This is a genomic window from Ralstonia sp. GX3-BWBA (genome assembly GCF_003290055.1).
Taxonomy (GTDB): Bacteria; Pseudomonadota; Gammaproteobacteria; order Burkholderiales; family Burkholderiaceae; genus Ralstonia; species Ralstonia holmesii.
Genome location: NZ_QMKS01000009.1, coordinates 784970 through 807585, shown reverse-complemented (window position 1 = coordinate 807585; position 22616 = coordinate 784970). Strand labels below are relative to the sequence as shown.

Below are 22616 nucleotides of genomic sequence, written 5' to 3'. Positions count from 1 at the left end.
GTCCCAACAACACCGGTTGTATCATAACTTTTAGATATGAAAACTTACTTCTTTATGATTGACTTGGAATAACGCGCTTCCTACAATCCAATCCGATCTGGTAATTGTTGCAACGCAACATGTTTTCGGCTAATGCCTTCGCCCAACTCTCCGACGTATGAGGGGCGACACCAGAGCACATCAGCATCGCTGCGGGACGTGACCTCCCCAAGGACACGGCCCGCATTTCTCTGGGCACTAGGGGAGTGCCCCCAACAGATGCCGGCTGACTGCAACAGCGCGGCATCCTTACTAAAAACCGTTGCGACACGAAACGCACGGCGCCATGCAAAAGAAAGGCGTCTACCGGATCAGCGCAGCGGACGGAGGTAAGTATGAACGGTTGGAAAACCCTTCATTCTTCCGGGATCGGATCGGCGCTGCAACGCCGGCTCGTAGCCCCGGTTGGCCGCCGCCTCGCGCGTGCAGGTCAAGTTGCGCTGCCTCGTAAGCTGCGCATGGAGTTGAACGCAGGGGGCGCTGCCGCGTCCCGCAATGAGTTGCATCCTGGCGTGCTGCTGGTGTTCCGCAGCGGGCATGTCGTGCTCAATAGCATCGGCTTGCTGGCTGTGGCCGCTGCAGTCGCGCTCTCGCTCAACAGCGAGTGGCGTGCCACGGTCGCTCAACGCGTGCTGCATTTCACGCCGGGTGTCGACACCAGTGTCGCCTCGGCCAATCCGTCACCCGCGATTGCGGCTGGCGTGCAGCCGGTAGCTTTTGCGCCGACTGCGCCGTCTGCCGGTACGGGCGCCGCCCAGGCTGTGGCCCCTGCTACGGCCCAAGGCGGCACGGTGGCGGCTGCCGGTTGGGACACGCTATCCAAGGTGCCGTCCGTGGCCGAGTTGGCCGCGCAGATTCCGAACACGCAAGTCGTCCGCGACGCGCGTGAGTCGGCAACCGCCGGTACCCCGCGAGAGCAGGCTGCCGTGGCGGAGTACATTGCCCGCAAGTACCGCGTGGCGGCCACTGCCACGGGCCAGTTGGTGAAGGCGGCCTATCAGACCGGCAAGGAAGTCGGCCTGGATCCGTTGCTCATCCTCGGCGTGATGGCGATCGAGTCCAGCTTTAACCCGTTCGCCGAAAGCGGTATGGGTGCGCAGGGCCTGATGCAGGTCATGACCAAGGTCCACCAGGACAAGTACGAGGTGATGGGTGGCGTTGGTGCCGCGCTCAACCCGTACGCCAACATCAAGGTCGGTGCGCTCGTGCTGAAGGATTGCATCGCGCGTGCAGGTTCGATCGAAGGCGGCCTGAAGCTGTATGTCGGTGCGGTCACACAAGGCGACGGCGGCTACGGCGGCAAGGTGCTGCAAGAGCGTTCGCGCCTGCGCATGGTGGCTACCGGCCACCGTTCGCCGATGACGGCGGCGTCGGAGCGCGAATCGGCGAAGCCGGTCGCAGCGGCAACGCCTGTGACGCAAGCCGAGGCGAAGACGCAAGCCGCCAAGGCGGCCGACAAGCAACCGGCTACAGGTCAGCAGGAAGAGGCGCGTCTGGATGACAAGTCCCAAGGCCAGGCCTGATTGACTTGCTTGGCTGCGCTATATAAGAAAGGCCGTCCTTCGGGACGGCCTTTTTGCTTGGACGAGGCGCGGAGATCGTTTTATCGTCCGAACAGCTTGCCCAACCTCGCGACGGCTTCTTCCAGATGTGCCATCGATGTTGCGTACGACAGTCGGATGTAGTGCTGGGCCGTGTGCGGACCAAAATCAAGCCCCGGCACCAGCACCACGCCGGCGTCATGCAGCATCGACTGGGTGAGGGCATCGGCATTGGAGGCGTGCGGGTGGTTTACGCCACGGCAATCGGCGTAGACATAGAACGCCCCATCCGGCTTGACCGGTACCTTGAAGCCAAGCGACTCCAGCGCCGGCACGATGAAATCGCGGCGGCGACGGAATTCGGCCTTGCGTGCCTCGTAGATCGCCAGCGCTTCCGGTTCAAAGCACGCGAGCGCGGCATACTGCGCCACCGCCGACGCGCAGATGAACAGGTTTTGCGCGACTTTCTCGAACTCTGGCACCAGTTCGGCGGGCGCTACCAGCCAGCCAAGGCGCCAGCCGGTCATATTGAAATACTTGGAAAAGCTGTTGATCGTGACGACATCGTCGCCGAACGACAGTGCTGAAACGGGCGCCTGATCGTACGAGAGGCCTTGGTAAATCTCGTCGACGATCGAAAATCCGCCTCGCGCGCGTACCGTCTGCACGATCCGCTGCAGCTCGTCCGGCAGGATCGACGTGCCGGTCGGGTTGGATGGGGAGGCCAGCAACACGCCCTGCGTACGTTCCCCCCAGTGAGCTTCGACCTGCGCGGCCGTCAATTGGAAGCGTTCTTCCGGCCCCGATGGCACCAGCTTTGCCTCGCCATTGAAGGCCGCCACGAAGTGACGGTTGCACGGATAGCTCGGATCGGGCATCAGGACTTCGCCGCCAACCTCCACCAACACCGCACACGCCAGCAGCAGCGCTGCCGACGCGCCCGCCGTGACAATGATGCGCTCGGGCGCAATGTCGAGGCCGTAAGTGGTCTGGTAGTAGCGGGCGATGGCTTGGCGCAGTGGGCGGATGCCCAATGCGCCGGTGTACTGCGTGACGCCACGTCGCATGGCGTCGGCGGCGGCTTGCACGACGGGCTCGGCGGCGGTGAAGTCCGGCTCGCCGATGCCCATGTGAATGATGCTGCGTCCGGCCAGCTCCAGCTCGCGGGCCTGCTTGGCCAGCTCCATCACGTGAAAGGCGCGGATATTGGCCAGCCGGGCGGCTGTCTGCAGGCGGTGGGCGTCCATCTTGAAGCGAAGCGAAAGGGTAAAGCGAAGAGCAGACGCCGAATTACCGGCGGGCAGCGACCTCGACAGCGCGCACCTGGGCGGCCAGCTTGTCCAGCACGCCGTTGACGTACTTGTAGCCTTCCACGCCACCGAAGGTCTTGGTCAGTTCAACCGCCTCGTTGATCACGACCTTGTACGGGATGTCCACGCAGTGCACTAGCTCGTACGCGCCGACCAGCAGGGCGGCACGTTCGACCGGTGACAACTCGGCAACCGGGCGATCCAGGTACGGCGTGAACGCCTCGGTCAGCGTGGTTTCTTCGCGGATGGCGCCGTGCAGCAGCGCGTCGAAGTGCGCGCGGTCGGCCTTGTTGAAGCCTTGCGCATCCTGCAGATGCGCCTCGACCACGCCGGGGTCGTTGCGATTGAGCAGCCATTGATACAGACCTTGCAGCGCCAGTTCGCGCGCACGGCGGCGCGCGCTCTTGGCGGGCGCCTTGGTCTTGGCTTGGGAATTGTCTTGCGTCATGGGAAAAGCCTTTGCGCGAGGAAGCGCTTATTCATTCTCGCCGTCGTCGTCCTGGCCGTGATCCTGCAGACCATCGAGGTCGTTGGTCAGGTTGGCCATTTCGACGGCGGTACGGGCGCAGTCGCGACCTTTCTCGCGGGTGCGGGCGTGGGCCTGTGCATCGGTGTCGGTGGTCAGGATGCCGTTGGCGATGGCGATGTTGAAGTCAAGGCCCACGCGCGTGATGCCGGCGCCCGATTCATTGGACACCAGCTCGAAATGGTACGTCTCGCCGCGGATGACTGCGCCCAGCGCGATCAGGGCGTCGAACTGGCCCGATTCGGCCATCTTTTGCAGCGCCAGCGGGGCTTCCAGCGCGCCGGGCACGGTCACGAGCAGCACGTCTTCGCCCGCCACGCCGAGTTGTTCGAGTTCAGCGACGCAGGCCTCGCGCAGCGCTTCGCACACGGGCTCGTTGAAACGCGCCTGGACGATGCCGATGCGCAGGCCTTCGCCGTTGAGATTGGTCGGGTAGAAGCCGTGGTCCATGGTGTATTCCGGTTGGGGTTGCCGGTTAGGCAACGTCAAAAAAGAAAGTCGGCGCGGCAGTCTAGGCTGCCGGCGGAAAAATCAATGCGTGGCGGCGGACGAAGTGGAAGTGACGTCGGGCGCATCCGCCATCGATTGGTACGCCGTCACCTCCAGATCGTAGCCGACCATGCTCGGCAGCTTGAGTGGCGAGGCCAGCACACGCATCTTGCCGACGCCCACCTCCTTCAGGATCTGCGCGCCGATACCGTAAATGCGCGGATCGGGTTTGGTGCGCGGGCGCTCGTGCGGCGCGTCCAGCGCGGAGAACTGGGTGAACAGCCGGTCCGCCGAATCGCCGCAATTGAGCAGCACGACCACGCCGGTCGGGGCAGCCTGGACGGCGCGCAGGGCAGCGGGCACGCTCCACGAGTGCGTCGTGCGCTGGCACTCGAGCAGGTCGAGCACCGAGAGGGGCTCATGCACGCGCACCAGCGTTTCGGTGTCCGGTGTCGGCGTGCCCTTGACCAGCGCCAGATGGGCGCGGCCGGCCGCCCGATCGCGGAAGGCGACGGCGTGGAATGTGCCGAACTGCGTCTCCATCGTGCGCTCGCCGACGCGCTCGACGATGCTCTCAGTGCGGCTGCGGTATTGGATCATGTCGGCAATCGTGCCGATCTTCAGGCCGTGTTTCTTGGCGAATTCCACGAGGTCCGGCAAGCGCGCCATGGTGCCGTCGTCCTTCAGGATCTCGCAGATTACGGCGGCGGGTGTCAGGCCAGCCATCGCGGTCAGGTCGCAACCGGCTTCGGTGTGGCCGGCGCGCATCAGCACGCCGCCCTTCTGGGCTCGCAGCGGGAAGATGTGGCCCGGATTCACCAAGTCAGACGGTTTCGCGTTCTTGGCGGCGGCCACCTGAATGGTGCGTGCGCGGTCGGCGGCGGAAATACCGGTGGTTACGCCTTCAGCCGCTTCGATCGATACGGTGAAATTGGTGCCGAACTGCGTACCGTTGCGGCTGGCCATCATTGGCAGGTCGAGCTGGTCGCAATGCTCTTCGGTGAGCGTCAGGCACACTAGGCCGCGCGCGTGCGTGACCATGAAGTTGATGGCTTCCGGCGTGACGAAATCGCTCGCCAGGATCAGGTCGCCTTCGTTCTCACGGTCTTCCTCGTCGACCAGGATGACCATCCGGCCGGCGCGGATTTCGGCAATGATTTCTTCGACTGTGGCGATCGACATGGCGTAGCAGGGGTGCGCGCCGCTGACCAACTCCCGCAAATTCGTAATTTCGGGGGCCATGCGACTGCGTAAATGGGAAGCCGGCTATTGTACGCCAAGGGTACGCCAAGGTGGCCCCAAGCCAGTGGGGTCAGCGGTTCAGGCGGCTGCCAGAGGCTGGGTGCCCACGGGCAGGCCGATGGCGGCGTGGGTCAGCATGCGTTCCACGTAGCGGGCGATCAGGTCGATCTCCAGGTTGACCTGGCTGCCGGCCTTTAAGTGCTTGAGCGTGGTGACCGCCACGGTGTGCGGGATCAGATTGATCGAGAACTCGCAGCCGTCGGCGTCGTCCCGGACGGTATTGACCGTGAGCGACACGCCGTTGACCACCACGGAGCCCTTGTAGGCGAGATATTTGCCCAGCTCCGCCGGCGCCCGCACACGCAGTTCGTGCGATTCGTTGACGGGCGCGAAATGCGTGACCGTGCCCAGGCCGTCCACGTGGCCGGATACGAGGTGCCCGCCGATGTGGTCGGCCAGGCGCAGGGCCTTCTCCAGATTCACCTCGCCCGGACGTTCCAGCCCGACCGTCTTGGACAGCGATTCGCGCGACACATCCACGTCGAAGCGGCTGTCAGTTTTGGCGACAACCGTCATGCACGCACCCTGGATAGCGATCGAATCGCCCAACGCCACGTCCGCCAGCGGCAGGCCGCCCGAGTCGATGGACAGGCGCACGCCTGCATCGGCGTTGTCGCCAAGCGGCGAGACGGTTTCAATGCGGCCAACTGCGGCGACGATTCCGGTGAACATGAGCAATCAATCCGTGGGGTTGCGGCGCGCCAGGATGCGGAGGTCGCCCCCGATGCGCGAGATGTCGTGAAAGAAGAATTCGGCCGCGCCTTCCAGCGTTTGCAGCGGCCCCATATTGAACATGCCCTGGCCCGAGCCGAGCACCTTGGGCGCCAGGTAGACGAGGATCTCGTCAACCAGCCCTTCGCGCAGCAGCGAGCCGTTGAGCTTGAAGCCGGCCTCGACGTGCAGCTCGTTGATCTCGCGGCGGCCCAGTTCGCGCAGGACTGCGGCCAGGTCGACCTTTCCATCAGCGTTGGGCAGGAGGATGACCTCCGCGCCGCGCTCGCTCAACGCGCGCATGCGGCCGGCTTCGGGCTGGGCGGCAAAAATCAACGTCGGCTCGTGGTGCCCATCTGTGGTGAGGATGTGGGCGTCGAGCGGCACGTCCAGCGCCGAGTCGATCAATACGCGGCGCGGCTGGCGCGGCGTATTGACGGCGCGCACGGTCAGTCGCGGATTGTCTTCGCGCACCGTGCCGATGCCGGTGAGGATGGCACAGGCGCGTGCGCGCCAGCGGTGGCCGTCGTTGCGCGCTTCGGTTTCGGTAATCCACTGGCTGATGCCGTTGTCCAGCGCGGTGCGGCCGTCCAACGATGCGCCGACCTTCACGCGTACCCACGGCGTGCCGCGCGTCATGCGTGAAACGAAACCGATGTTCAGCTCACGCGCTTCGCGCTCGAGCAGTCCGCAACGCACGTCGACGCCGGCATCGCGCAGCTTCTGCAAGCCGCGTCCGGAGACGGCTGGGTTCGGATCTTCCATGGCCGCGACCACGCGGGCAATACCGGCCTCGACCAGCCGGTCCGCGCAGGGCGGGGTGCGGCCAAAGTGGCTGCAGGGCTCCAGCGTCACATACGCGGTGGCGCCACGCACGTCCTGGCCGCGCGACTGGGCATCCTTGATGGCCTGGATTTCAGCGTGGTCCTGGCCGGCGGGTTGCGTATGGCCCTCGCCGATGACGGTGTCGTCACGCACGATCACGCATCCGACGCGCGGGTTAGGCGTGGTGGTGAACAAGCCTTTCTCGGCCAGCGCCAGGGCGCGCTGCATCATGGCGTGGTCGAAGTCGGAGAACATGGGCAAAAAACGGGGAGTATGAATTAATCGTCGTTAGTCGAGGCGCCAGTGCCGCACGTTTTGGTGTCCTGGGCCGGATCGCAGATGCGGGCGCGGCCTGCTGAGCTGATGCGGACTCGCCGTACATGTGCTCCGCATCGGATGGTTAGCGTGCCGTATAGCTGGCTGCCGTTGCGCTGTCGCGAGTATCCCACAGGTGCATACGAGAGGGTGTCGACGTCGCGCTGTGACGCCGTGAACGCAAATTCGACCGGCGGCACCACCGGAGGCGATACGCGCATCAAGATATCTTCGGTGCCCGGCTCCAGAGGCGTCGCCTGGGTCTGCGGCGAGGGCGTCATATACAACGCCCATCCCGACGACCAACCCTGCTGAGCGCTGAGCGGGCCGAGGTGGATCCACATACGCTGATTGCGCGACATAGTCTGCGCCAGCGAGATGGCGCTGACAAAGCGGTCGGCCATAACAACGACGGTCTCGCGTTGCCACCAGTTCAGGCCGGTGGGCCCGGCGAACACCGCCAGGATCGCCATGACGCTCAGGACGACTACAAGCTCAGCGAGCGTGAAGCCTGCCCGCAGACGGGCCGCTTTCATGGCCAGCATGCACGCGATGCAGGTTGACGCGCATTGCCGATCTGCGTGAACCGTTCGCCGGTGCTGCGCAGGATGAGCGAGCCGCACCCCGTGCCCGGGTGCACCGGCTGGGCCACGACTTCAACGCAATGTACGAGAGCGCGGTCTTCGCAAGGATTAGTGATCAAGTGATAACCGGAGATGTGGTTCGGAACGCTTGCCGATGCGGAGCTGTCGCCTGTGCGCGCGTACTGGCGCTCCCATTCCACCATGGTCGAGACCAGCGCCGCTTGCACCGCAGCCCGCTGCGCGCGCTCATGGTGTCTTGACCAGGTTTGTATGGCAGTGCTGGTCAACAACGCGGCGATAGCCAATGCAATCGTGAGTTCGACAAGGGTGAATGCGGCATGGCGACACCTCATCGCAGGCCTTCCTCGATCAGCTCACGCCAGCTCAAGCGGCCGAGCATGAATGTCTGCACTTGGGTGTCGATTGCGCCTTGTTGGGTGCCTGTGGTGTAGACCCGTTGTGTCACCGTTCCATTGGGACGAATGATGGGCGATGCACCTTCGATGGTTGCCTGGGCCGTGGACGTACGGCTCGGTATTTTTGGGCGGAAGACGGTTTGCAGCACGATGCTGACGGCGGGGTCGGTGCCAAATCCTGCTGCCGTGAGGCGATACAAACGAGGGGCTGTCGTTTCATCGGTATGGGTTGCTTGGCTGGGCCATCGATCTGGAATCCGCTCGATGACGTACCGCGCAGTGCGTCTGGCAATGCGCTTGCTACCCGGGAGGCGCGTGTCGATCTCTACGGCGAGGGTGGCCGTATCCATCAGTCGCGCCAACGTCCAGAGCGATTGGCCGGGCTGCGGCTGACATAGTCCGAGCGAGACACCGCTGCCGCACGTGCCGGCCAAGAAGCCGCGTCCCGAAACCGGATCGAGAGCGGCGATACGTTCGAGCGGCACGGCCGCTATACATTCGAGATTCGTTGGCGTTTCGGTGGCGACGGACAGTTCGCACTCCGCCGCATTCAGCGCCATTTCGGCAGCGTATTTGGCCAAGGCGCGATCGGCGATGAGAGACGTGCGATGCCGCTGATCCAACACCAGATGGAAGGTCGCCATGGTCAGCAGGCTGAGCAACGCCACTGCAGGCATCACGATCATCATCGAAAAGCCACGCGCCTTGGCCTTGTCGCTCAACATACGTCCACATCGCAGGCGAGCGGATTGCGTAAGCGCACCGTTGCAGTGAAGACGGCACGATGGCGGTGGGGTTGGGTGGGCGTGAACTGCAAGTCCTGCGCGTTGGCGCCTTCCACTCGCTGGAGGTTGGGAAATAGCGCAAGTGTTGACGTGCTCTTGTTGGCTGAACTGGGCGAGTTGTAGTCGCCGCGGACGACCAGCACGATGTGCACGGCTTGAACCTGGCGCCATTGCTCGGCGGTGAGCGAGCGCGCAGACAGTGTCGTGGCGGCCGTGCCGCCAGCGGTCCGAACCACATATAGAAGCTGCATTGTTTCGACGCCGCGGACCATGCCATTAGATGTCCAACCGCCTGCCACAGTCTGACCGTCTTGATGCCTTCGCGAGCGGCACATCAGCTGCGGTTCTTGATCCGGAGCTCGGCTGAGGTAGAGCAGCATGTATCCCGCACGCTGCTCCTCGCTGCCGTTTTGGACACGCTCAGCTACGCCGTAGCCGGAGCAGTCGACAATGCTCTGATCAGTTCGGTCTGGCTTGGTCTGCATGCTGCGACCGGCAAAGCGCACCAGCAGCGCGTCGCTTCCTTGGATGTCGCTGCTATTGCACTCCAGAGCCTCCGCTTCTCGAGGGGCGCAACTGTCCGCACCTTGGATCGAGAGTGCTGCCTTGGCGTCTGGCCATCGGCGCTCCTGCGATACCGCCGGTGTATCGGTTACCCAGCCTGCATGCTGCAGTGCCGTTGTCAGTAGTTCCAGCGCTTGCGTGCCGCGACTTTCGATCAGGGCATCATCGGCAACGCGCTGGTAGCTTGCTCGCGCAAGGAGTGTGAGTTGCAGAGCGATACCCAGCACGATCAACCCTACCAGCATGCCAATCAGCAACTCCACCAGCGTCGCACCACGCCGAGCATGCGAGAGCTGCCGCATGTCAGCGCCCGCTTGCGGATTCGACTCGGTCGTTTTGCGTTCGGACGTCGGTCAATAGTTGACGCAGGCTTTGGCTCGTAGCCTCCATCTGCTCAAGTGCAGACAGGGTGCCCGCAGCGCACAGGGACAATACGGCCAGAGCGACGAGGGATTCGAGGAGGATGGCGCCGTGTTGGCGGATGACGTGATTGTGGGCGGGCATGAGTCAACTGACACTTGGAGTTGCTCAAGTTAGTGTGGATTTGGCCGTATAACTGTCATATCTGGTCAATACCCTCCTGAGGAATCGCCTGCGCGGTATCCCGTGATGTGGCGGACCGTTGGTTTTTCACCAACGTGAGCCTTCCCAAGTCTTTGGTTGAAGGAGGGGGTTGTTGACACTTTTTGACTAATTCCCCACTATTCCAGAGATGCATCTGCCTGGGCTTTTTTTGTCATGCAGATGATCGCGTTCACGGGGGTCGGACGTGAGCCATCGTAGAAGAACTCAAATTAGCTTCAAATCGGCAGCGTGCGAAATCGATTGCGTCGCGGTTGCCGCATAAAACAATAGTCGGGGGTTCGAGTCATGCTTAACGGGATTTCGTCCATTGGGCGGTGCGGGTTTCTAGTCAGTCGTTTCTTGCGCTGACATGGCGGCAGCGGTCCGCAATTCCCTCACCGCGCATCAACTTCAATCGTCACGCAACCGTTGGTGTGAATACCGGGCGGAGCGGCGTGGCGACGCTGTCGGCGTTCGCGCCGAGAACGCGTTGTGTCACAGTCAAATCGATACAGATATGTCGTACCCGAATGGGGAAAGCGGCGGGCGAGGGCGTGCCGGTTGCATTCGTTCGAGCCGCATCCGCGGCATCTCGCTGGTTGAGTTGATGGTGACGCTGGCGATCGTGGCTGTTCTCGCGGTCATTGCGACGCCGTCGTATGTCGGATTGACACAGCGCACGCGGTTGCAGGCAGAAGCCAATTCTTTGGTGAATGATCTGCAATTTGCCCGCAGCGAGGCGATCAAGCGTGGACAGCCGGTCAGTCTTTGTCCCTCGTCTAACGGTACGGCGTGCAATACGACAAGTACGAGCAATTGGGAGACTGGCTGGATTGTCTTCAATGACGTCAATGGCTCGGGTACGACCGACTCCGCCAGCGATGTGCCGCTACGCGTGCGTGCCGCCCTTCCTAATGGCGATACGTTCAGACCCAGTCCGGCGGCTTCGGCGGTGACATATAACCGCGATGGCTTCGCGTCCAATTTGGCCAATGGCACCGTCACGATGACGTTGCACACCGCGGCGCCTGTCAATGACAGCGCGACGCGTTGCGTGGCAATCAACATGGTCGGTCGGCAAGTGGTACAGACCAAGGGGACCGGCTCATGCAGCTGAGTATGAAGTGCCGCACAGCCGCCGGATTCTCGCTCATCGAGGCGTTGATCACCATGGTAGTGGTCGGCGTGGGCCTGTTGGGTTTGGCGAAAATTCAGGCGGCAGCGGTGGGCAATACGCAGATATCGCGTGTGCGTTCGCTGGTGGCCCTGCAGACCGAAAGCTTGGCTGCGGCCATGCACGGGAATAGCACATTCTGGGCTGCAGGTGGCACCGCTCCAGCGACGTTTAGTGTGACCGGCACGACTATTACGGATAGTTCGAATGTCTTGAATCAGACGCTGACCACTGGCGCCTGTCTTTCCGGAAAGTCTTGCACGCCGGCTCAGTTGGCTGCTTACGATGTACAGCAATGGGCCAGCACGATGAACGCGAACTTCCCCGGCTATTCCGCCACGGTTAACTGTACGACCGCAACGGGTGTGCCGGTGAGCTGCAACATCACAGTGAACTGGAATGAGAAATACGTTGCAGTCAACAGCACGACGGCTGCGTCTGGGGTGACCACGGCATCCACCCAGAGCTTTACGGTCTACGTCCAGCCATGAGTGCCAATTCCATGACTCTGCGGAGGCGATCGGCACGCAATCAGGCCGGTACAAGCCTGGTTGAGATCCTGATCGCCATGGTGATCGCGCTGTTCATCATGAGCGGCGTGGTGGTGGTATTCGTCAATATGCAGAAGACCTTCACCAGCCAGGATCAGCTTGCACAGTTGCAAGACAATGAACGGCTAGCGCTGACCATCTTTACCAATGTTGTACAGCAGGCAGGGTATTTCCCCAACCCAACAGTCAACACGGCCCTGTCGGCATTCCCGGCCACTGGCTCGCTGGCTGCCGGCCAGGTAATTTCCGGTACCTCGGGTGCGACGGCGGGCACCGATACGGTGACAACGCAGTTTGCGACTGCCAGCGGTGACGGCACCATGAATTGCCTAGGGCAGACCAACACGAGTGGTGCCCAGCAGGTCTACATCAACACATTGTCCGTCAATGCAAACAACGAATTGCAGTGTGCGATGACGCTCGTGTCCAGTGGTGTAACAACCACGGTACCGCTTGTGAGTGGGGTCACTGGACTGAGCGTGCTGTATGGCACCGATACCAACAGCAACGGCTATGACGACTCTTATCTGACGGCCGCGCAGGTGGCAGCGTCGGGCTATTGGTCGCAAGTCCATACCGTTCAAGTCACCCTCACGTTCACCACACAGTTTGGTAACCAAGTTGGGCAGGCACAGAGCACAACGTGGGTGCAGAACATCAGCCTGAAGAACCAGTCATGAGCACCACCATGCGTTTTTCCAAGCTGCCAAGTCGCGCTGAGCGCGGGTACACCCTTGTTGTTGGATTACTGTTGCTGGTTGTTCTCACGCTGTTTGCTATTGGCATGTTTCGTAGCTTTGGCCTGCAAGAGAAGATTGCGGCAAACACGCGGGATAAGCAGCGTGCGCTCGAGGCTGCACAGAGCGCCCTTCAGTACGGCGAATGGTGGTTGGGACAGGGCAACGGATCCACCGGCATCGCCTGCTCGGGCGTTAACAACGGCAATACGCTCACGAATATGCGGGTATGCAACACCGCCTTGGCGACTCCTTCTACTTTGCCATGGGGCGTGGGGTCAACCTATCTGCCGCCTTCCATGACGGCGAATGGCGGTGGAGGCATGGCCGGTGCGAGTTCTCCGGCGGGGGATATCAACTACGCGGGTGTCCCAGGCCTGTACATCAACTACATCGGTATGAGCCCGAACGGGCTCGCACAGCTTTACCAAGTCACCGCCTATGGCTTTGGCGGTGATGCAACGACAGCAGCAGTGGTGCAGAGCACCTATCGCATTAGTTCTGGCGCCAAAGATCTGGGACAACAGTGATGAAAACAATTCAACGGGTGGGTTTGCTGGCAACCGCTGCGCTACTGCCGGGGGTTGCCAGGGCGCAGTTGGTGATCAGCGACACGCTGACGGGGGCGTCATCTTCGTACAAGTGGCAGGCGCTGAACGGCGCATGCCTGACTGCGGGCAACGGTACAGGCACGATTCCGGCCTGTTCGGGCCTCAGTTACTACAGCGGTAAGACGCTTGTGGGTGGTGTCACGGGTACGCTTCCTGACGCGGTGGGTTCTGGGGCTCTGCGTCTGACCAATGGTGATACAACCACCGGTAGCAACGGTAATAACCAGACGGGCGCTGTCGTTTCGAACTTCACCTTCCCGACCAATCAGGGCATACAGGTAACGTTCACGACGGTGACGTACGGTGGTAATGCCTATAAGAACGCCGCTGGCCAAGCGTCTGGCGCTGACGGCATCAGTTTCTTCTTGGCCGACGGCAAGTACCCGGCAACGGTGGGGGCGCTGGGGGGCAGTCTTGGTTACAGCTGTTCTAACGGCAACCCTACGTACGATGGCGTGCAGGGTGGCTATATCGGTCTCGGTATCGACGAGTTCGGAAATTTCTCGAACGCCGGCGACAACACTAGCTCCGGGGCGAGTGGTGGTGCGATTCCCGGTCGCATTAGCTTGCGCGGTGCGGGCAACACCAACTGGGCAAACCTGTCCACGAACTACGCGAAGTACTATCCGTCAGCCCTGAGCACGACTCAGATGAACGCTGTACAGAGCACGTGTGCAGCAGGCTATCTTTATAACTTCAGCGGTAAGGGGCAGAAGGACGCGAACGGATACTACATCTACGACGGCAACCAGACGACCGAGCAGATTCCATATAACTACAACTATCTTGGCGGCGATACGTTAAGTAGTACCGTCAAGCTCTACAGCCAGGAAGCTGCTGGAAAGAATTCGGCAGGAGGCAGCAACGCGGTGCGGGGAAATGCGACCCCTATCACCTACGCACTCAGTATCACGCAAGACGGTCTGCTGAGCCTTTCATATAGCGTGAATGGTGGCACGGCCCAGCCTGTGATCACAAACCAGAGTATTACCGCGTCGAACGGCCCGCTGCCTTCGTCATTCCGCTTTGGCTTCTCGGCGGGTACCGGCGGTGGCAGTAACGTTCACGAAATCACCTGCTTCAAGGCAGCACCGGTGGGGCAAGCCAACAGCTCGGCAGGTACCAACGTGCAGCAGTCAGCCCGCGTGGAAGCCGGGACTCAGGTGTATCTCGCCTACTATCACCCGACCAACTGGTGGGGCGAGTTGACCGCACAAAACCTGGTGATGGACCCGACGACGGGCATCGTCTCCATTGCTACCAATGCCAATTGGAACGCCAGCTGCACCTTAACGGGTGGGGCATGCCCGGCCATTAGTTCCACCTCGACGTTGACTGCACAAGCCCCATCGGCACGAAACATTTTGACGTGGAATGGCACCACTGGCATTCCCTTCCAATGGTCGAGCCTCACGTCTGCACAGAAGAATGCGCTGGACAGCGGCTCAGCCAGCGGCACCAGCAGCCCTCGCCAACTCTATCTGCGGGGCGATCGCACCAATGAAGTCGCCAATGGCGGCTCTTTCCGCTCCCGCACCGGCGTGATGGGCGACATCATGAACTCCAGCCCGACCTGGGTTGGTGCACCGTCGGCGCCGTACAACGGCCCGTGGGTGGATTCTCTCTACGGGACGGCAGTTCCGCCCGAAACGTCCGGCAGCTACGCACTCTTCAAGACCAACAATGCGCAGCGCGCGAACGTGGTCTATGTGGGCGCCAACGACGGCATGTTGCATGGTTTCCGTGCAGGTGGTTACGACGCGACCGGTAAGTTCACCACGGCGACCACCCCCAACGATGGGCAGGAGGTTCTGGCTTACATGCCGGCGGCAGCCCTGAACACCATCTACAACACCAGTAGCAAGCTGGATTTCAGCTCGCCTTCGTATGCTCACAATCTGTACGTGGATGCGACGCCAGGTACAGGGGAGCTTTACTACAACAATGCCTGGCACACATGGTTGGTTGGCGGCTTGGGCGGAGGCGGCAACGCCGGGGGCGCCATCGCCGACAACACCAGCGTCGGTACGGGCGCTATCTACGCGCTTGATATCACCAACCCTGCTAACTTCAGTGAGAGCAACGCTGGTTCGCTGGTGCTCGGTGAATGGACGCCTTCGACCCTCACCTGTACCAATGTCACTAGCTGTGGCGCCTTTTTGGGCAACACCTATGGCACCCCCGTCATTCGCCGGCTCCATAACGGCAACTGGGCCGTGCTGTTCGGTAACGGCTTGAACAGTGCAAACGGGTCGGCGGGTCTGTACATCATGCTGGTGGCCAGCAACGGCACCACGTCGTTCTACTACCTCGACACAAAGTACGGTCCGAGTAAGGATCCGCTGAAGGCGAACAATAAGAACGGCATCGCCTATGTCACACCAGCGGACCTGGATGGTGATCACATCACCGACTACGTCTATGCGGGCGATGCATTTGGCAACGTCTGGCGTTTCGACCTGACCTCGCAAAACCCGGCATCGTGGAGCGTCTCGTCTGCGCCGATGTTCTCGACGCCAGCGGGTCAACCGATTACCAGCAAGGTCGCGGTTGCCGCCATTCCGGGCAGCGGCACGGGCGCGCCGCGCGTACTCGTCAGCTTCGGCACCGGTCAGAGTTTCCCGGTGACACAGACCAGCGCTGCGGCCTATTCCAGCAACACTGCACAGTCCCTGTACGGTGTTTGGGACTGGAACATGAGCGCTTGGAACAATATCGCACCGGCGGCTGCAGTCTACGCAACCCTGACCGGCCCGCAGACCGTGACCGCCTCTACCCTGCAGACACAAAGTATCACCAACACGTCTGCAAGCTCGGGCACGACGCCATCGTACCGGACTGTAAGCAACAATAAGGTTTGCTGGATGGGATCGACAGCGTGCGGCACTAGCGGTACCGCTAATACCCAGTTTGGCTGGAAGCTCGCGCTGCCCAGCACCACCACGGGCTCTGGTTCGAGCGCGGTCACGAACTATGAACAGGTGGTCTATAACCCAACGCTGGCCTATGGCATGTTCATCGTCAATACGACCGTGCCAGGCACGCAGCAGGTTTTATCCTGTAGCTCGACGCCAGCATCTGGCTACACCATGGCCATTTCGGTCGCATCGGGTGGGGCAGGTACCGCCTCGTTCTTCGGCGACAATAACAACAATTTCCCGACCCTCAACGGCGGCATTGTCAGCGGTATCGGTTTGAGTGGTACCGGCACTCCGTCTATCGTGACCGCCAATAAGCTGCCGTACCTGGTGCAGCAGACCGTCAGCGGCACGGGTACGGTCAACCAGATCAACCCGAGCGCCGCCGGTGTTGGCTCTCGCATGACTTGGACCAAGCTGCGCTAATCATGAGCCGAACCAAGACTCCCTCCTTGTCCCCTGGCGAAGGCGGTTTCTCCTTGATGGAGTTGATGATTACGGTAGCGATCATCGCCATCCTGGCCCGTATTGCCTATCCGTCCTACCAGCAGTACATCCTGAAATCGCACCGCGCGGATGCGAAGACGGCGCTGCTGGATCTGGCAGCACGCCAGGAGCGGTTTTTTACACTGCAGAATAGCTACGCGGCATCGCCTGCCTCCCTCGGCTATGCGGCGGCGAGCTTTCCGTTCGCCATTCAGTCTGGCACGCAGTCGTACTATCAGCTGAATGTCGCGGTAACGGGCACGGCAGGCGCGAGTGGTGCGGCAGCGCCTGGCTATTCCGCTTCTGCTGTTCCGGTCAGCCCGCAAACGGCCGACGCCTGCGGGACATACACCATCAACCAGCTCGGCGTGCAAGGCAACGTCGGCATGGCGGCAGGTACTACGTCAGCGCAGTGTTGGTAACAGGAAAGAAAAAAGGCCCCCAGGGCCTTTGTTCATTTCCGCACATTCGTCGCCGCAATCTCATCCAAAACGTCGCGAAATTCCGACACATCCTCAAAACTCCGATACACCGACGCAAACCGGATGTACCCGATCTTGTCGAGCCGCTTGAGTTCGCGCATCACGAGCTCGCCCACGCGGTCGCTGCCGATTTCCTTCTCGCCGTGGCTGAGGAGTTTTTCTTCGATGCGGGCGATGGCTTCGTCGATGGCTTCGGCGGAAACGGGGCGCTTGCGCAGCGCCAGCCGCATGGAGTCCTTGACCTTGTTGCGGTCGTAGTCGACGCGGCTGCCGTTCTTCTTGACGACGGCGGGGAAGAACAACTCGATGCGTTCGTAGGTCGTGAAGCGGCGGTCGCAGGATTCGCAGCGGCGGCGGCGGCGTACGGTGTCGCCTTCTTCCGACATGCGGGTATCAATCACCTGGGTGGCCGCGTGGCCGCAAAAGGGGCATTTCATGCCGGTGGTCTCCTCGGCAACCTCAAAGAACGCACTGCGCTAAAAGAACAACGCCGCGATGGCCCGGGCGGGCGCATCGCGGCAGGGTACTACGTGGCCGTAAGATCCGGCCATCGGCGGATGCCTTAGGCGTAGACCGGGAACTGCTTGGTCAGCTCAGCCACCTTGGCGCGCACGGCGGCGATGTTCGCTTCGTCGTGCGGGTTGTCCAGCACATCGGCGATCAGATGGGCGACCTTCACGGCCTCGGCTTCCTTGAAGCCACGCGTGGTCATGGCTGGCGAGCCCAGGCGCACGCCCGAGGTCACGAACGGCTTTTCCGGGTCATTCGGGATTGCGTTCTTGTTGACCGTGATGTGTGCGTCGCCCAGCACCTTTTCGGCTTCCTTGCCGGTGATCTTCTTGGCGCGCAGATCGACCAGCATCACGTGGCTTTCGGTGCGGCCAGACACGATGCGCAGGCCGCGGGCCATCAGCGTTTCAGCCATGGCGGCTGCATTCTTCACGACCTGTTGTTGATAAGCCTTGAACTCCGGCGACAGGGCTTCCTTGAACGCCACGGCCTTGCCGGCGATCACGTGCATCAGCGGGCCGCCCTGGATACCCGGGAAGATGGCCGAGTTGATGGCCTTCTCGTGCTCGGCCTTCATCAGGATCACGCCGCCGCGCGGGCCGCGCAGGCTCTTGTGCGTGGTCGTCGTCACAAAGTCAGCGTGCGGCACGGGGTTCGGGTACACGCCCGCGGCGATCAGGCCGGCGTAGTGCGCCATGTCCACCATGAAATACGCGCCGATCGACTTGGCAATCTTGCCGATGCGCTCGAAATCGATGCGCAGCGCAAATGCGGATGCGCCGGCAATGATCAGCTTCGGCTTCTTCTCTTGCGCCAGGGCCTCGAGCGCGTCGTAGTCGATGTCTTCCTGCGCGTTGAGGCCGTAGCTCACAACGTTGAACCACTTGCCGCTCATGTTGAGCGCCATGCCGTGCGTCAGGTGGCCGCCTTCGGCCAGGCTCATGCCCATGATCGTGTCGCCCGGCTTGAGCACGGCGAAGAACACGCCCTGGTTGGCCTGCGAGCCCGAGTTCGGCTGCACGTTGGCGGCTTCGGCACCAAAGAGCTGCTTCACGCGGTCGATGGCGAGCTGTTCCACCACGTCCACATATTCGCAACCGCCGTAGTAACGCTTGCCGGGGTAGCCCTCGGCGTACTTGTTGGTCAGTTGCGAGCCCTGCGCGGCCATCACGGCCGGCGAGGTGTAGTTCTCGGAGGCAATCAGCTCGATATGGTCTTCCTGACGCTGATTTTCCTTCTGGATGGCGGCAAAGATTTCGGGATCGATCTGGTCGATCGTATAGCGGCTGCGTTCGAACATGGCGAGTGTCTGGTCTGAAACGAAACGGAAATGGCGGAGATCGGGCGAGGCGTGGGGAAACATGCGCGCGGCTTGAACGACTGCGCCCGGTGTTGGCCGATTGCAGCGGGTGTCCAAGTCACCCTGTGCTTCCCATTCGCTGCCCAGGCGAGCGGCAGGCGCCGTTGTGCATGACGCCAGAAACCTTGCGCTTCCTCGTGGTCGCTGCCCACATGTCGGAGCCGCTGAAGCTGCTCCAGGATTCGCCAGTCGCGCAAGGTGGAATGGTTGCCCGCGAGTGTACGACAGCCCCATGGCCGCCGCAAGAAGCGAGCGTGCAGACACGCACATTGCGGTGCAATGCGGTTCAAGGCTTCAGGTAAACTCTGACCTTTCGCTTTTTAAGGTCCGGAGACACTTCCATGATCGTATTCGTGACCGGCGCTACCGCCGGGTTCGGCGCGGCCATCGCGCGGCGTTTCGTGCGAGAAGGCCATCGCGTGATCGCGGCAGGCCGCCGCCAGGACCGTCTAGACGCACTCAAGGCTGAATTGGGCGACGCCATGCTGCCGTTCGTACTGGATGTGCTGGACGCCGATGCCGTTGCGGCGTTGCCGGGCACGCTGCCAGAAGGCTGGCGTGAAGTCGACGTGCTGGTCAACAACGCTGGTCTGGCGCTGGGCCTCGAACCCGCCCAGCGCGCTGACCTGTCCGATTGGGACCGCATGATCGGCACCAACTGCTCCGGGCTGGTTCATATGACGCGTGCGTTACTTCCGGCCATGGTCGAACGCAACCGCGGTCACGTCATCAATATTGGCTCGATCGCGGGGACGTACCCGTACCCGGGTGGCAACGTGTATGGCGCTACCAAAGCATTCGTGCACCAGTTTTCGTTGAACTTGCGTGCGGACCTCACCGGTACCCGCGTACGCGTTTCGAACGTCGAGCCAGGTCTTTGCTCCGGCACAGAGTTTTCCAACGTGCGTTTCAAGGGCGACGATGCCCGCGTGGAGAAGGTCTACGAAGGCACGGAAGCCCTGACGGCCGATGACATCGCCGAGGCCGTCTATTGGATGGCGGCGCTTCCCGCGCACTTCAATGTCAACGCGATGGAGCTGATGCCCGTTTGCCAGTCATTCTCGGCCACCAGCGTGACGCGAGGCATGGCCTGAATTCCAGCGCAAGCCCTCGGCCGGTCGGTGGATGGCTGGCCGTCACTTGCGTCTTGGTAAAATTACCCGATGGCTTCTTTTGACTGGAACCTGCGTGTGTATTGGGAAGATACCGACGCAGGTGGCGTGGTGTTTTACGCCAACTATTTGAAATTTTTTGAGCGCGCCCGCACAGAGTGGCTGCGCGCGCTTGGGGTCGACCAGCAGGCGCTGGCCGACACGACCGGGGCCATTTTCGTGGTGCGTAGCACCGCTGTGGACTACCGCGCGCCGGCACGCCTGGATGACCTGCTGCAGATCCGTTCGCGTATGGAACGGGTCGGCCCCGCGTCGGTCCAATTCGCCCAGGAAGGCTGGCGCGGCGACGTTTTGCTCGCATCAGGCACGATTCGTGTTGGATGTGTCGACCGGCTCACTTTCCGGCCGACCCCGATTCCCGCTCCCGTACTCGCAACCATCAAAGCCGCCGCATGAATCCCGTCGAGGTCACACAAGATCTGTCGATCGTCTCGCTGGTGCTGCACGCCAGCCTCCTGGTCCAATTCGTCATGGGCCTGCTGCTGGTGATGTCGCTATTCTCCTGGACGTACATCTTCCGCAAAGCCTTTGCCCTGCGCGCCGCGCGCAGCCAGACCGAATCGTTCGAGCGCGATTTCTGGGCCGGCGGCGACCTGCAGGCGCTGTATCAGAGCGCCGCCAACAACCGCCACACGACCGGAGCGCTTGAGCGCATCTTTGAAGCCGGCATGCGCGAATACCTCAAAGCGCGCGAGCTGCAGCGCGGCGGCGGCGATCCGAGTGCCATTCTCGATGCTTCCCGCCGTGCCATGCGCGCGGCCTACCAGCGCGAGATGGACTCGCTGGAATCGCACCTGCCGTTCCTGGCGTCGGTCGGCTCGGTCAGCCCGTACATCGGCCTGTTCGGTACCGTCTGGGGGATCATGAACGCCTTCCGCGGCCTGTCCAACGTGCAGCAGGCGACGCTGTCGGCCGTGGCGCCTGGTATTGCCGAAGCGTTGGTCGCCACGGCCATCGGTCTGTTTGCGGCCATTCCGGCGGTGATTGCCTACAACCGCTACGCCACCGAGATGGACCGCCTGGCCAACCGCTTCGAGAGCTTCATGGAAGAGTTCTCGAACATCCTTCAGCGCCAAACGCGCTAAGGAGCCGCGCTCATGGCTACCATCCAGCGAACGCGCCGCGCCCGACGGGCCAAGGCCGACATTAACGTTGTTCCGTACATCGACGTGATGTTGGTGCTGCTGGTCATCTTCATGGTGGCGGCACCCGTGGTGAACCCGGGGGTGGTCAATCTGCCGTCGGTGGCCAACGCCACGCCGCAGCAGACCCAGCCGCCCATCGTCGTGACCATCAAGGGTGACGGCACGATCCTTGCTCGCGTCAAGACTGGTTCGGGAGCAATCGAGCAGAAGCTCGCCAACAACAACGAGCTGCGCGCGTTTGTGAAGCAGCGCACTGACGAAAACCCCGATCAGCCCGTCGTGATCGCCGCCGACAAGTCGGTCCAATACGACCGCGTGCTGACCGTGATGAGCGTGCTCAAGGCCGATGGCGTGAAGCGCGTCGGCCTGATGGTGAAATCGTCATGAGCACCTTGATGAACCCAGCGTTGACGAACCAAGGCGGGGCAACCTGAACGTCATGACTACGACGTCGTTGCATCGTTATGAGCCTGTGCGCGAGCGTGGCACGCTGCGCGCGTTCGGGCTGGCGGTCCTGACACACGTTCTGCTGATCATCTTTCTGTACTTTGGCGTGCAGTGGCAGAGCAGCACCCCGCGCGGCGAAGAGGCTGAGCTGTGGGACGAGGCGGCGGTTCAGCAAGCCGTACAGCAGGCCGCGCCGGTGCCAGAAGTCAAGCCGGAACCGGTGATCAAAGCGCCGCCGGCCAAGGTGGAAGAGGAAGCCGATATCGCGCTGGAGCAGCAGAAGCGCAAGCGTGAGCAGGAGGCTGCGGCGGCCCGTGAGGCCGAGCTCGCCCGCCGCGCCGCGCAAGACCGCGCCGAAGCACAGCGTCAGGCCCGTCTGAAGGAGGAGCAACAAGCCCGTCAGGCGGAACTCCAACGCAAGGCCCTGGCCGAACAGCAGGCCAAGGAAAAAGCGGCTGAAAAGGCTGCTGCCGACGCGGCGCAGGCTCGCAAGAATGCGCAACTGCAAGCTCAGGCCGAAGCGAAGGCCAAGGCGGAAGCCGACGCGAAGCAGAAGGAATTGAAAGCCAAGGCTGCCGCAGAAGCCAAGGCCAAGGCCGATGCCGAGCGTAAGGCGAATGAATCGCGTGCCAATGCACAGCGTCAGGCCCAACTGGATCGGTTGCGCGCAATGGCGGGGGCGGGCGCGACTGGCACGGTGGCGGGCTCCGGCGGTGGTGTTGGCAATGCTCAGGGCACGGGCGGTACAGCATCGGCAGGGTATGCCGAGCGTGTGCGGGCCAAGGTCAAGCCGAACATCCTGTTCGATCCTTCGGCGGTCAACGGCAACCCGTCGGCGGTCGTGTCGGTGCAGATGGCGCCGGATGGTTCGATCTTGTCCAAGCGCCTGACGAAATCGAGCGGCAACGGCGCCTATGACGAGGCTGTCATGCGCGCGGTCGAGCGCTCTGACCCGCTGCCACGCGATACCAATGGCAAAGCGCCGTCGAGCGTCATCCTGACGTTCCGGCCGAAGGAATAACGGGTCGGCGCTCGCCCAGGCGGCGCTGGCC

General features: G+C 62.2%; 25 protein-coding genes and 1 riboswitch. Of the genes, 12 read left to right on the top strand and 13 right to left on the bottom strand.

Features of this window, described 5'->3' with window-relative positions; genetic code table 11:
- Positions 1 to 374: 374 nt before the first annotated feature.
- Positions 375 to 1562 (top strand): lytic transglycosylase domain-containing protein, encoded by a 1188-nt coding sequence (locus tag DOD19_RS11395; protein WP_112185547.1) that lies wholly within the window; start codon positions 375 to 377, stop codon positions 1560 to 1562.
- Between the two features lie 80 nt (positions 1563 to 1642).
- On the opposite strand, the gene DOD19_RS11390 is transcribed toward DOD19_RS11395, so the two are convergent.
- From DOD19_RS11390 to DOD19_RS27890, 11 genes are all read right to left on the bottom strand, one after another.
- Positions 1643 to 2827 carry a pyridoxal phosphate-dependent aminotransferase gene (locus DOD19_RS11390; protein WP_112185545.1) on the bottom strand — a complete coding sequence of 395 codons (1185 nt, stop codon included), beginning with the start codon at positions 2825 to 2827 and terminating at the stop codon, positions 1643 to 1645.
- Positions 2828 to 2870: 43 nt separating this feature from the next.
- Complete coding sequence (gene nusB, locus DOD19_RS11385; protein ID WP_012761449.1) at positions 2871 to 3338, bottom strand: transcription antitermination factor NusB; 468 nt, start codon at positions 3336 to 3338, stop codon at positions 2871 to 2873.
- Positions 3339 to 3365: 27 nt separating this feature from the next.
- Positions 3366 to 3866, bottom strand: coding sequence for a 6,7-dimethyl-8-ribityllumazine synthase (gene ribH / locus DOD19_RS11380; RefSeq protein ID WP_024976377.1), 501 nt, complete (start codon positions 3864 to 3866; stop codon positions 3366 to 3368).
- 81 nt (positions 3867 to 3947) lie between these two features.
- Positions 3948 to 5087 carry a bifunctional 3,4-dihydroxy-2-butanone-4-phosphate synthase/GTP cyclohydrolase II gene (ribBA, locus tag DOD19_RS11375; protein WP_024976376.1) on the bottom strand — a complete coding sequence of 380 codons (1140 nt, stop codon included), beginning with the start codon at positions 5085 to 5087 and terminating at the stop codon, positions 3948 to 3950.
- A 138-nt stretch (positions 5088 to 5225) separates the two neighbouring features.
- Positions 5226 to 5879 (bottom strand): riboflavin synthase, encoded by a 654-nt coding sequence (locus DOD19_RS11370; RefSeq protein WP_024976375.1) that lies wholly within the window; start codon positions 5877 to 5879, stop codon positions 5226 to 5228.
- 6 nt (positions 5880 to 5885) lie between these two features.
- A complete protein-coding gene (ribD, locus tag DOD19_RS11365; protein ID WP_024976374.1) occupies positions 5886 to 6998 on the bottom strand; it encodes a bifunctional diaminohydroxyphosphoribosylaminopyrimidine deaminase/5-amino-6-(5-phosphoribosylamino)uracil reductase RibD in 1113 nt (370 codons plus the stop codon).
- 23 nt (positions 6999 to 7021) lie between these two features.
- Complete coding sequence (locus DOD19_RS11360; protein ID WP_112185543.1) at positions 7022 to 7603, bottom strand: GspH/FimT family pseudopilin; 582 nt, start codon at positions 7601 to 7603, stop codon at positions 7022 to 7024.
- On the bottom strand, positions 7591 to 7995 hold the full coding sequence (locus DOD19_RS11355) for a prepilin-type N-terminal cleavage/methylation domain-containing protein (RefSeq protein ID WP_112185541.1): 405 nt from the start codon (positions 7993 to 7995) through the stop codon (positions 7591 to 7593). The genes DOD19_RS11360 and DOD19_RS11355 overlap by 13 nt, the downstream gene beginning before the upstream one ends.
- Positions 7992 to 8783: a pilus assembly protein PilZ gene (locus tag DOD19_RS11350; protein ID WP_112185539.1), complete on the bottom strand. Its 792-nt coding sequence runs from the start codon at positions 8781 to 8783 to the stop codon at positions 7992 to 7994. Before DOD19_RS11350 ends, DOD19_RS11355 begins: the two co-directional genes overlap by 4 nt.
- Positions 8777 to 9709, bottom strand: coding sequence for a PilW family protein (locus tag DOD19_RS11345; RefSeq protein WP_112185537.1), 933 nt, complete (start codon positions 9707 to 9709; stop codon positions 8777 to 8779). Before DOD19_RS11345 ends, DOD19_RS11350 begins: the two co-directional genes overlap by 7 nt.
- A gap of 1 nt (position 9710) precedes the next feature.
- Positions 9711 to 9911, bottom strand: coding sequence for a type II secretion system protein (locus tag DOD19_RS27890; protein WP_112185535.1), 201 nt, complete (start codon positions 9909 to 9911; stop codon positions 9711 to 9713).
- Between the two features lie 430 nt (positions 9912 to 10341).
- Here DOD19_RS27890 and DOD19_RS11335 point away from each other — a divergent pair, with 430 nt between their 5' ends.
- From DOD19_RS11335 to DOD19_RS11310, 6 genes are read left to right on the top strand one after another with little or no spacing between them, the layout of a single operon-like run.
- Positions 10342 to 11088: a Tfp pilus assembly protein FimT/FimU gene (locus DOD19_RS11335; protein ID WP_037031655.1), complete on the top strand. Its 747-nt coding sequence runs from the start codon at positions 10342 to 10344 to the stop codon at positions 11086 to 11088.
- Complete coding sequence (gene pilV / locus DOD19_RS11330) at positions 11079 to 11636, top strand: type IV pilus modification protein PilV (protein WP_037031654.1); 558 nt, start codon at positions 11079 to 11081, stop codon at positions 11634 to 11636. Before DOD19_RS11335 ends, pilV begins: the two co-directional genes overlap by 10 nt.
- Positions 11637 to 11647: 11 nt before the next feature.
- A complete protein-coding gene (locus DOD19_RS11325; protein WP_200869034.1) occupies positions 11648 to 12376 on the top strand; it encodes a PilW family protein in 729 nt (242 codons plus the stop codon).
- Positions 12373 to 12963: a PilX N-terminal domain-containing pilus assembly protein gene (locus DOD19_RS11320; RefSeq protein ID WP_024976365.1), complete on the top strand. Its 591-nt coding sequence runs from the start codon at positions 12373 to 12375 to the stop codon at positions 12961 to 12963. Before DOD19_RS11325 ends, DOD19_RS11320 begins: the two co-directional genes overlap by 4 nt.
- Positions 12963 to 16388, top strand: a complete 3426-nt coding sequence (locus DOD19_RS11315) for a PilC/PilY family type IV pilus protein (RefSeq protein WP_037031652.1) — start codon at positions 12963 to 12965, stop codon at positions 16386 to 16388. The genes DOD19_RS11320 and DOD19_RS11315 overlap by 1 nt, the downstream gene beginning before the upstream one ends.
- Positions 16389 to 16390: 2 nt before the next feature.
- The gene (locus DOD19_RS11310; protein WP_024976363.1) at positions 16391 to 16870 is read left to right on the top strand and encodes a type IV pilin protein; all 480 of its coding nucleotides are present in this window, start codon (positions 16391 to 16393) and stop codon (positions 16868 to 16870) included.
- A 32-nt stretch (positions 16871 to 16902) separates the two neighbouring features.
- On the opposite strand, the gene nrdR is transcribed toward DOD19_RS11310, so the two are convergent.
- The gene (nrdR, locus tag DOD19_RS11305) at positions 16903 to 17367 is read right to left on the bottom strand and encodes a transcriptional regulator NrdR (protein WP_024976362.1); all 465 of its coding nucleotides are present in this window, start codon (positions 17365 to 17367) and stop codon (positions 16903 to 16905) included.
- Between the two features lie 125 nt (positions 17368 to 17492).
- Positions 17493 to 18740: a serine hydroxymethyltransferase gene (gene glyA / locus DOD19_RS11300; protein WP_027677962.1), complete on the bottom strand. Its 1248-nt coding sequence runs from the start codon at positions 18738 to 18740 to the stop codon at positions 17493 to 17495.
- A gap of 134 nt (positions 18741 to 18874) precedes the next feature.
- Positions 18875 to 19003: riboswitch (ZMP/ZTP riboswitch) on the bottom strand.
- A gap of 138 nt (positions 19004 to 19141) precedes the next feature.
- On the opposite strand from glyA, the gene DOD19_RS11295 reads away from it, so the two are divergent.
- From DOD19_RS11295 to tolA, 5 genes are all read left to right on the top strand, one after another.
- On the top strand, positions 19142 to 19894 hold the full coding sequence (locus DOD19_RS11295; RefSeq protein ID WP_112185533.1) for an SDR family NAD(P)-dependent oxidoreductase: 753 nt from the start codon (positions 19142 to 19144) through the stop codon (positions 19892 to 19894).
- Positions 19895 to 19963: 69 nt separating this feature from the next.
- Positions 19964 to 20368, top strand: coding sequence for a tol-pal system-associated acyl-CoA thioesterase (gene ybgC, locus DOD19_RS11290; RefSeq protein WP_004629519.1), 405 nt, complete (start codon positions 19964 to 19966; stop codon positions 20366 to 20368).
- Positions 20365 to 21057: a protein TolQ gene (gene tolQ / locus DOD19_RS11285; protein WP_004629517.1), complete on the top strand. Its 693-nt coding sequence runs from the start codon at positions 20365 to 20367 to the stop codon at positions 21055 to 21057. Before ybgC ends, tolQ begins: the two co-directional genes overlap by 4 nt.
- Positions 21058 to 21069: 12 nt before the next feature.
- Complete coding sequence (tolR, locus tag DOD19_RS11280) at positions 21070 to 21504, top strand: protein TolR (protein ID WP_024976359.1); 435 nt, start codon at positions 21070 to 21072, stop codon at positions 21502 to 21504.
- 52 nt (positions 21505 to 21556) lie between these two features.
- Positions 21557 to 22585, top strand: a complete 1029-nt coding sequence (tolA, locus tag DOD19_RS11275; protein ID WP_112185531.1) for a cell envelope integrity protein TolA — start codon at positions 21557 to 21559, stop codon at positions 22583 to 22585.
- Positions 22586 to 22616 lie beyond the last annotated feature (31 nt).

Excerpts from the sequence above, each read along its gene's own strand:
- DOD19_RS11395 (WP_112185547.1), top strand. The coding sequence starts at position 375 with ATGAACGGTTGGAAAACCCTTCATTCTTCCGGGATCGGATCGGCGCTG.
- DOD19_RS11390 (WP_112185545.1), bottom strand. The coding sequence starts at position 2,827 with ATGGACGCCCACCGCCTGCAGACAGCCGCCCGGCTGGCCAATATCCGC.
- nusB (WP_012761449.1), bottom strand. The coding sequence starts at position 3,338 with ATGACGCAAGACAATTCCCAAGCCAAGACCAAGGCGCCCGCCAAGAGC.
- ribH (WP_024976377.1), bottom strand. The coding sequence starts at position 3,866 with ATGGACCACGGCTTCTACCCGACCAATCTCAACGGCGAAGGCCTGCGC.
- ribBA (WP_024976376.1), bottom strand. The coding sequence starts at position 5,087 with ATGTCGATCGCCACAGTCGAAGAAATCATTGCCGAAATCCGCGCCGGC.
- DOD19_RS11370 (WP_024976375.1), bottom strand. The coding sequence starts at position 5,879 with ATGTTCACCGGAATCGTCGCCGCAGTTGGCCGCATTGAAACCGTCTCG.
- ribD (WP_024976374.1), bottom strand. The coding sequence starts at position 6,998 with ATGTTCTCCGACTTCGACCACGCCATGATGCAGCGCGCCCTGGCGCTG.
- DOD19_RS11360 (WP_112185543.1), bottom strand. The coding sequence starts at position 7,603 with ATGCTGGCCATGAAAGCGGCCCGTCTGCGGGCAGGCTTCACGCTCGCT.
- DOD19_RS11355 (WP_112185541.1), bottom strand. The coding sequence starts at position 7,995 with ATGAGGTGTCGCCATGCCGCATTCACCCTTGTCGAACTCACGATTGCA.
- DOD19_RS11350 (WP_112185539.1), bottom strand. The coding sequence starts at position 8,783 with ATGTTGAGCGACAAGGCCAAGGCGCGTGGCTTTTCGATGATGATCGTG.
- DOD19_RS11345 (WP_112185537.1), bottom strand. The coding sequence starts at position 9,709 with ATGCGGCAGCTCTCGCATGCTCGGCGTGGTGCGACGCTGGTGGAGTTG.
- DOD19_RS27890 (WP_112185535.1), bottom strand. The coding sequence starts at position 9,911 with ATGCCCGCCCACAATCACGTCATCCGCCAACACGGCGCCATCCTCCTC.
- DOD19_RS11335 (WP_037031655.1), top strand. The coding sequence starts at position 10,342 with ATGGCGGCAGCGGTCCGCAATTCCCTCACCGCGCATCAACTTCAATCG.
- pilV (WP_037031654.1), top strand. The coding sequence starts at position 11,079 with ATGCAGCTGAGTATGAAGTGCCGCACAGCCGCCGGATTCTCGCTCATC.
- DOD19_RS11325 (WP_200869034.1), top strand. The coding sequence starts at position 11,648 with ATGACTCTGCGGAGGCGATCGGCACGCAATCAGGCCGGTACAAGCCTG.
- DOD19_RS11320 (WP_024976365.1), top strand. The coding sequence starts at position 12,373 with ATGAGCACCACCATGCGTTTTTCCAAGCTGCCAAGTCGCGCTGAGCGC.
- DOD19_RS11315 (WP_037031652.1), top strand. The coding sequence starts at position 12,963 with ATGAAAACAATTCAACGGGTGGGTTTGCTGGCAACCGCTGCGCTACTG.
- DOD19_RS11310 (WP_024976363.1), top strand. The coding sequence starts at position 16,391 with ATGAGCCGAACCAAGACTCCCTCCTTGTCCCCTGGCGAAGGCGGTTTC.
- nrdR (WP_024976362.1), bottom strand. The coding sequence starts at position 17,367 with ATGAAATGCCCCTTTTGCGGCCACGCGGCCACCCAGGTGATTGATACC.
- glyA (WP_027677962.1), bottom strand. The coding sequence starts at position 18,740 with ATGTTCGAACGCAGCCGCTATACGATCGACCAGATCGATCCCGAAATC.
- DOD19_RS11295 (WP_112185533.1), top strand. The coding sequence starts at position 19,142 with ATGATCGTATTCGTGACCGGCGCTACCGCCGGGTTCGGCGCGGCCATC.
- ybgC (WP_004629519.1), top strand. The coding sequence starts at position 19,964 with ATGGCTTCTTTTGACTGGAACCTGCGTGTGTATTGGGAAGATACCGAC.
- tolQ (WP_004629517.1), top strand. The coding sequence starts at position 20,365 with ATGAATCCCGTCGAGGTCACACAAGATCTGTCGATCGTCTCGCTGGTG.
- tolR (WP_024976359.1), top strand. The coding sequence starts at position 21,070 with ATGGCTACCATCCAGCGAACGCGCCGCGCCCGACGGGCCAAGGCCGAC.
- tolA (WP_112185531.1), top strand. The coding sequence starts at position 21,557 with ATGACTACGACGTCGTTGCATCGTTATGAGCCTGTGCGCGAGCGTGGC.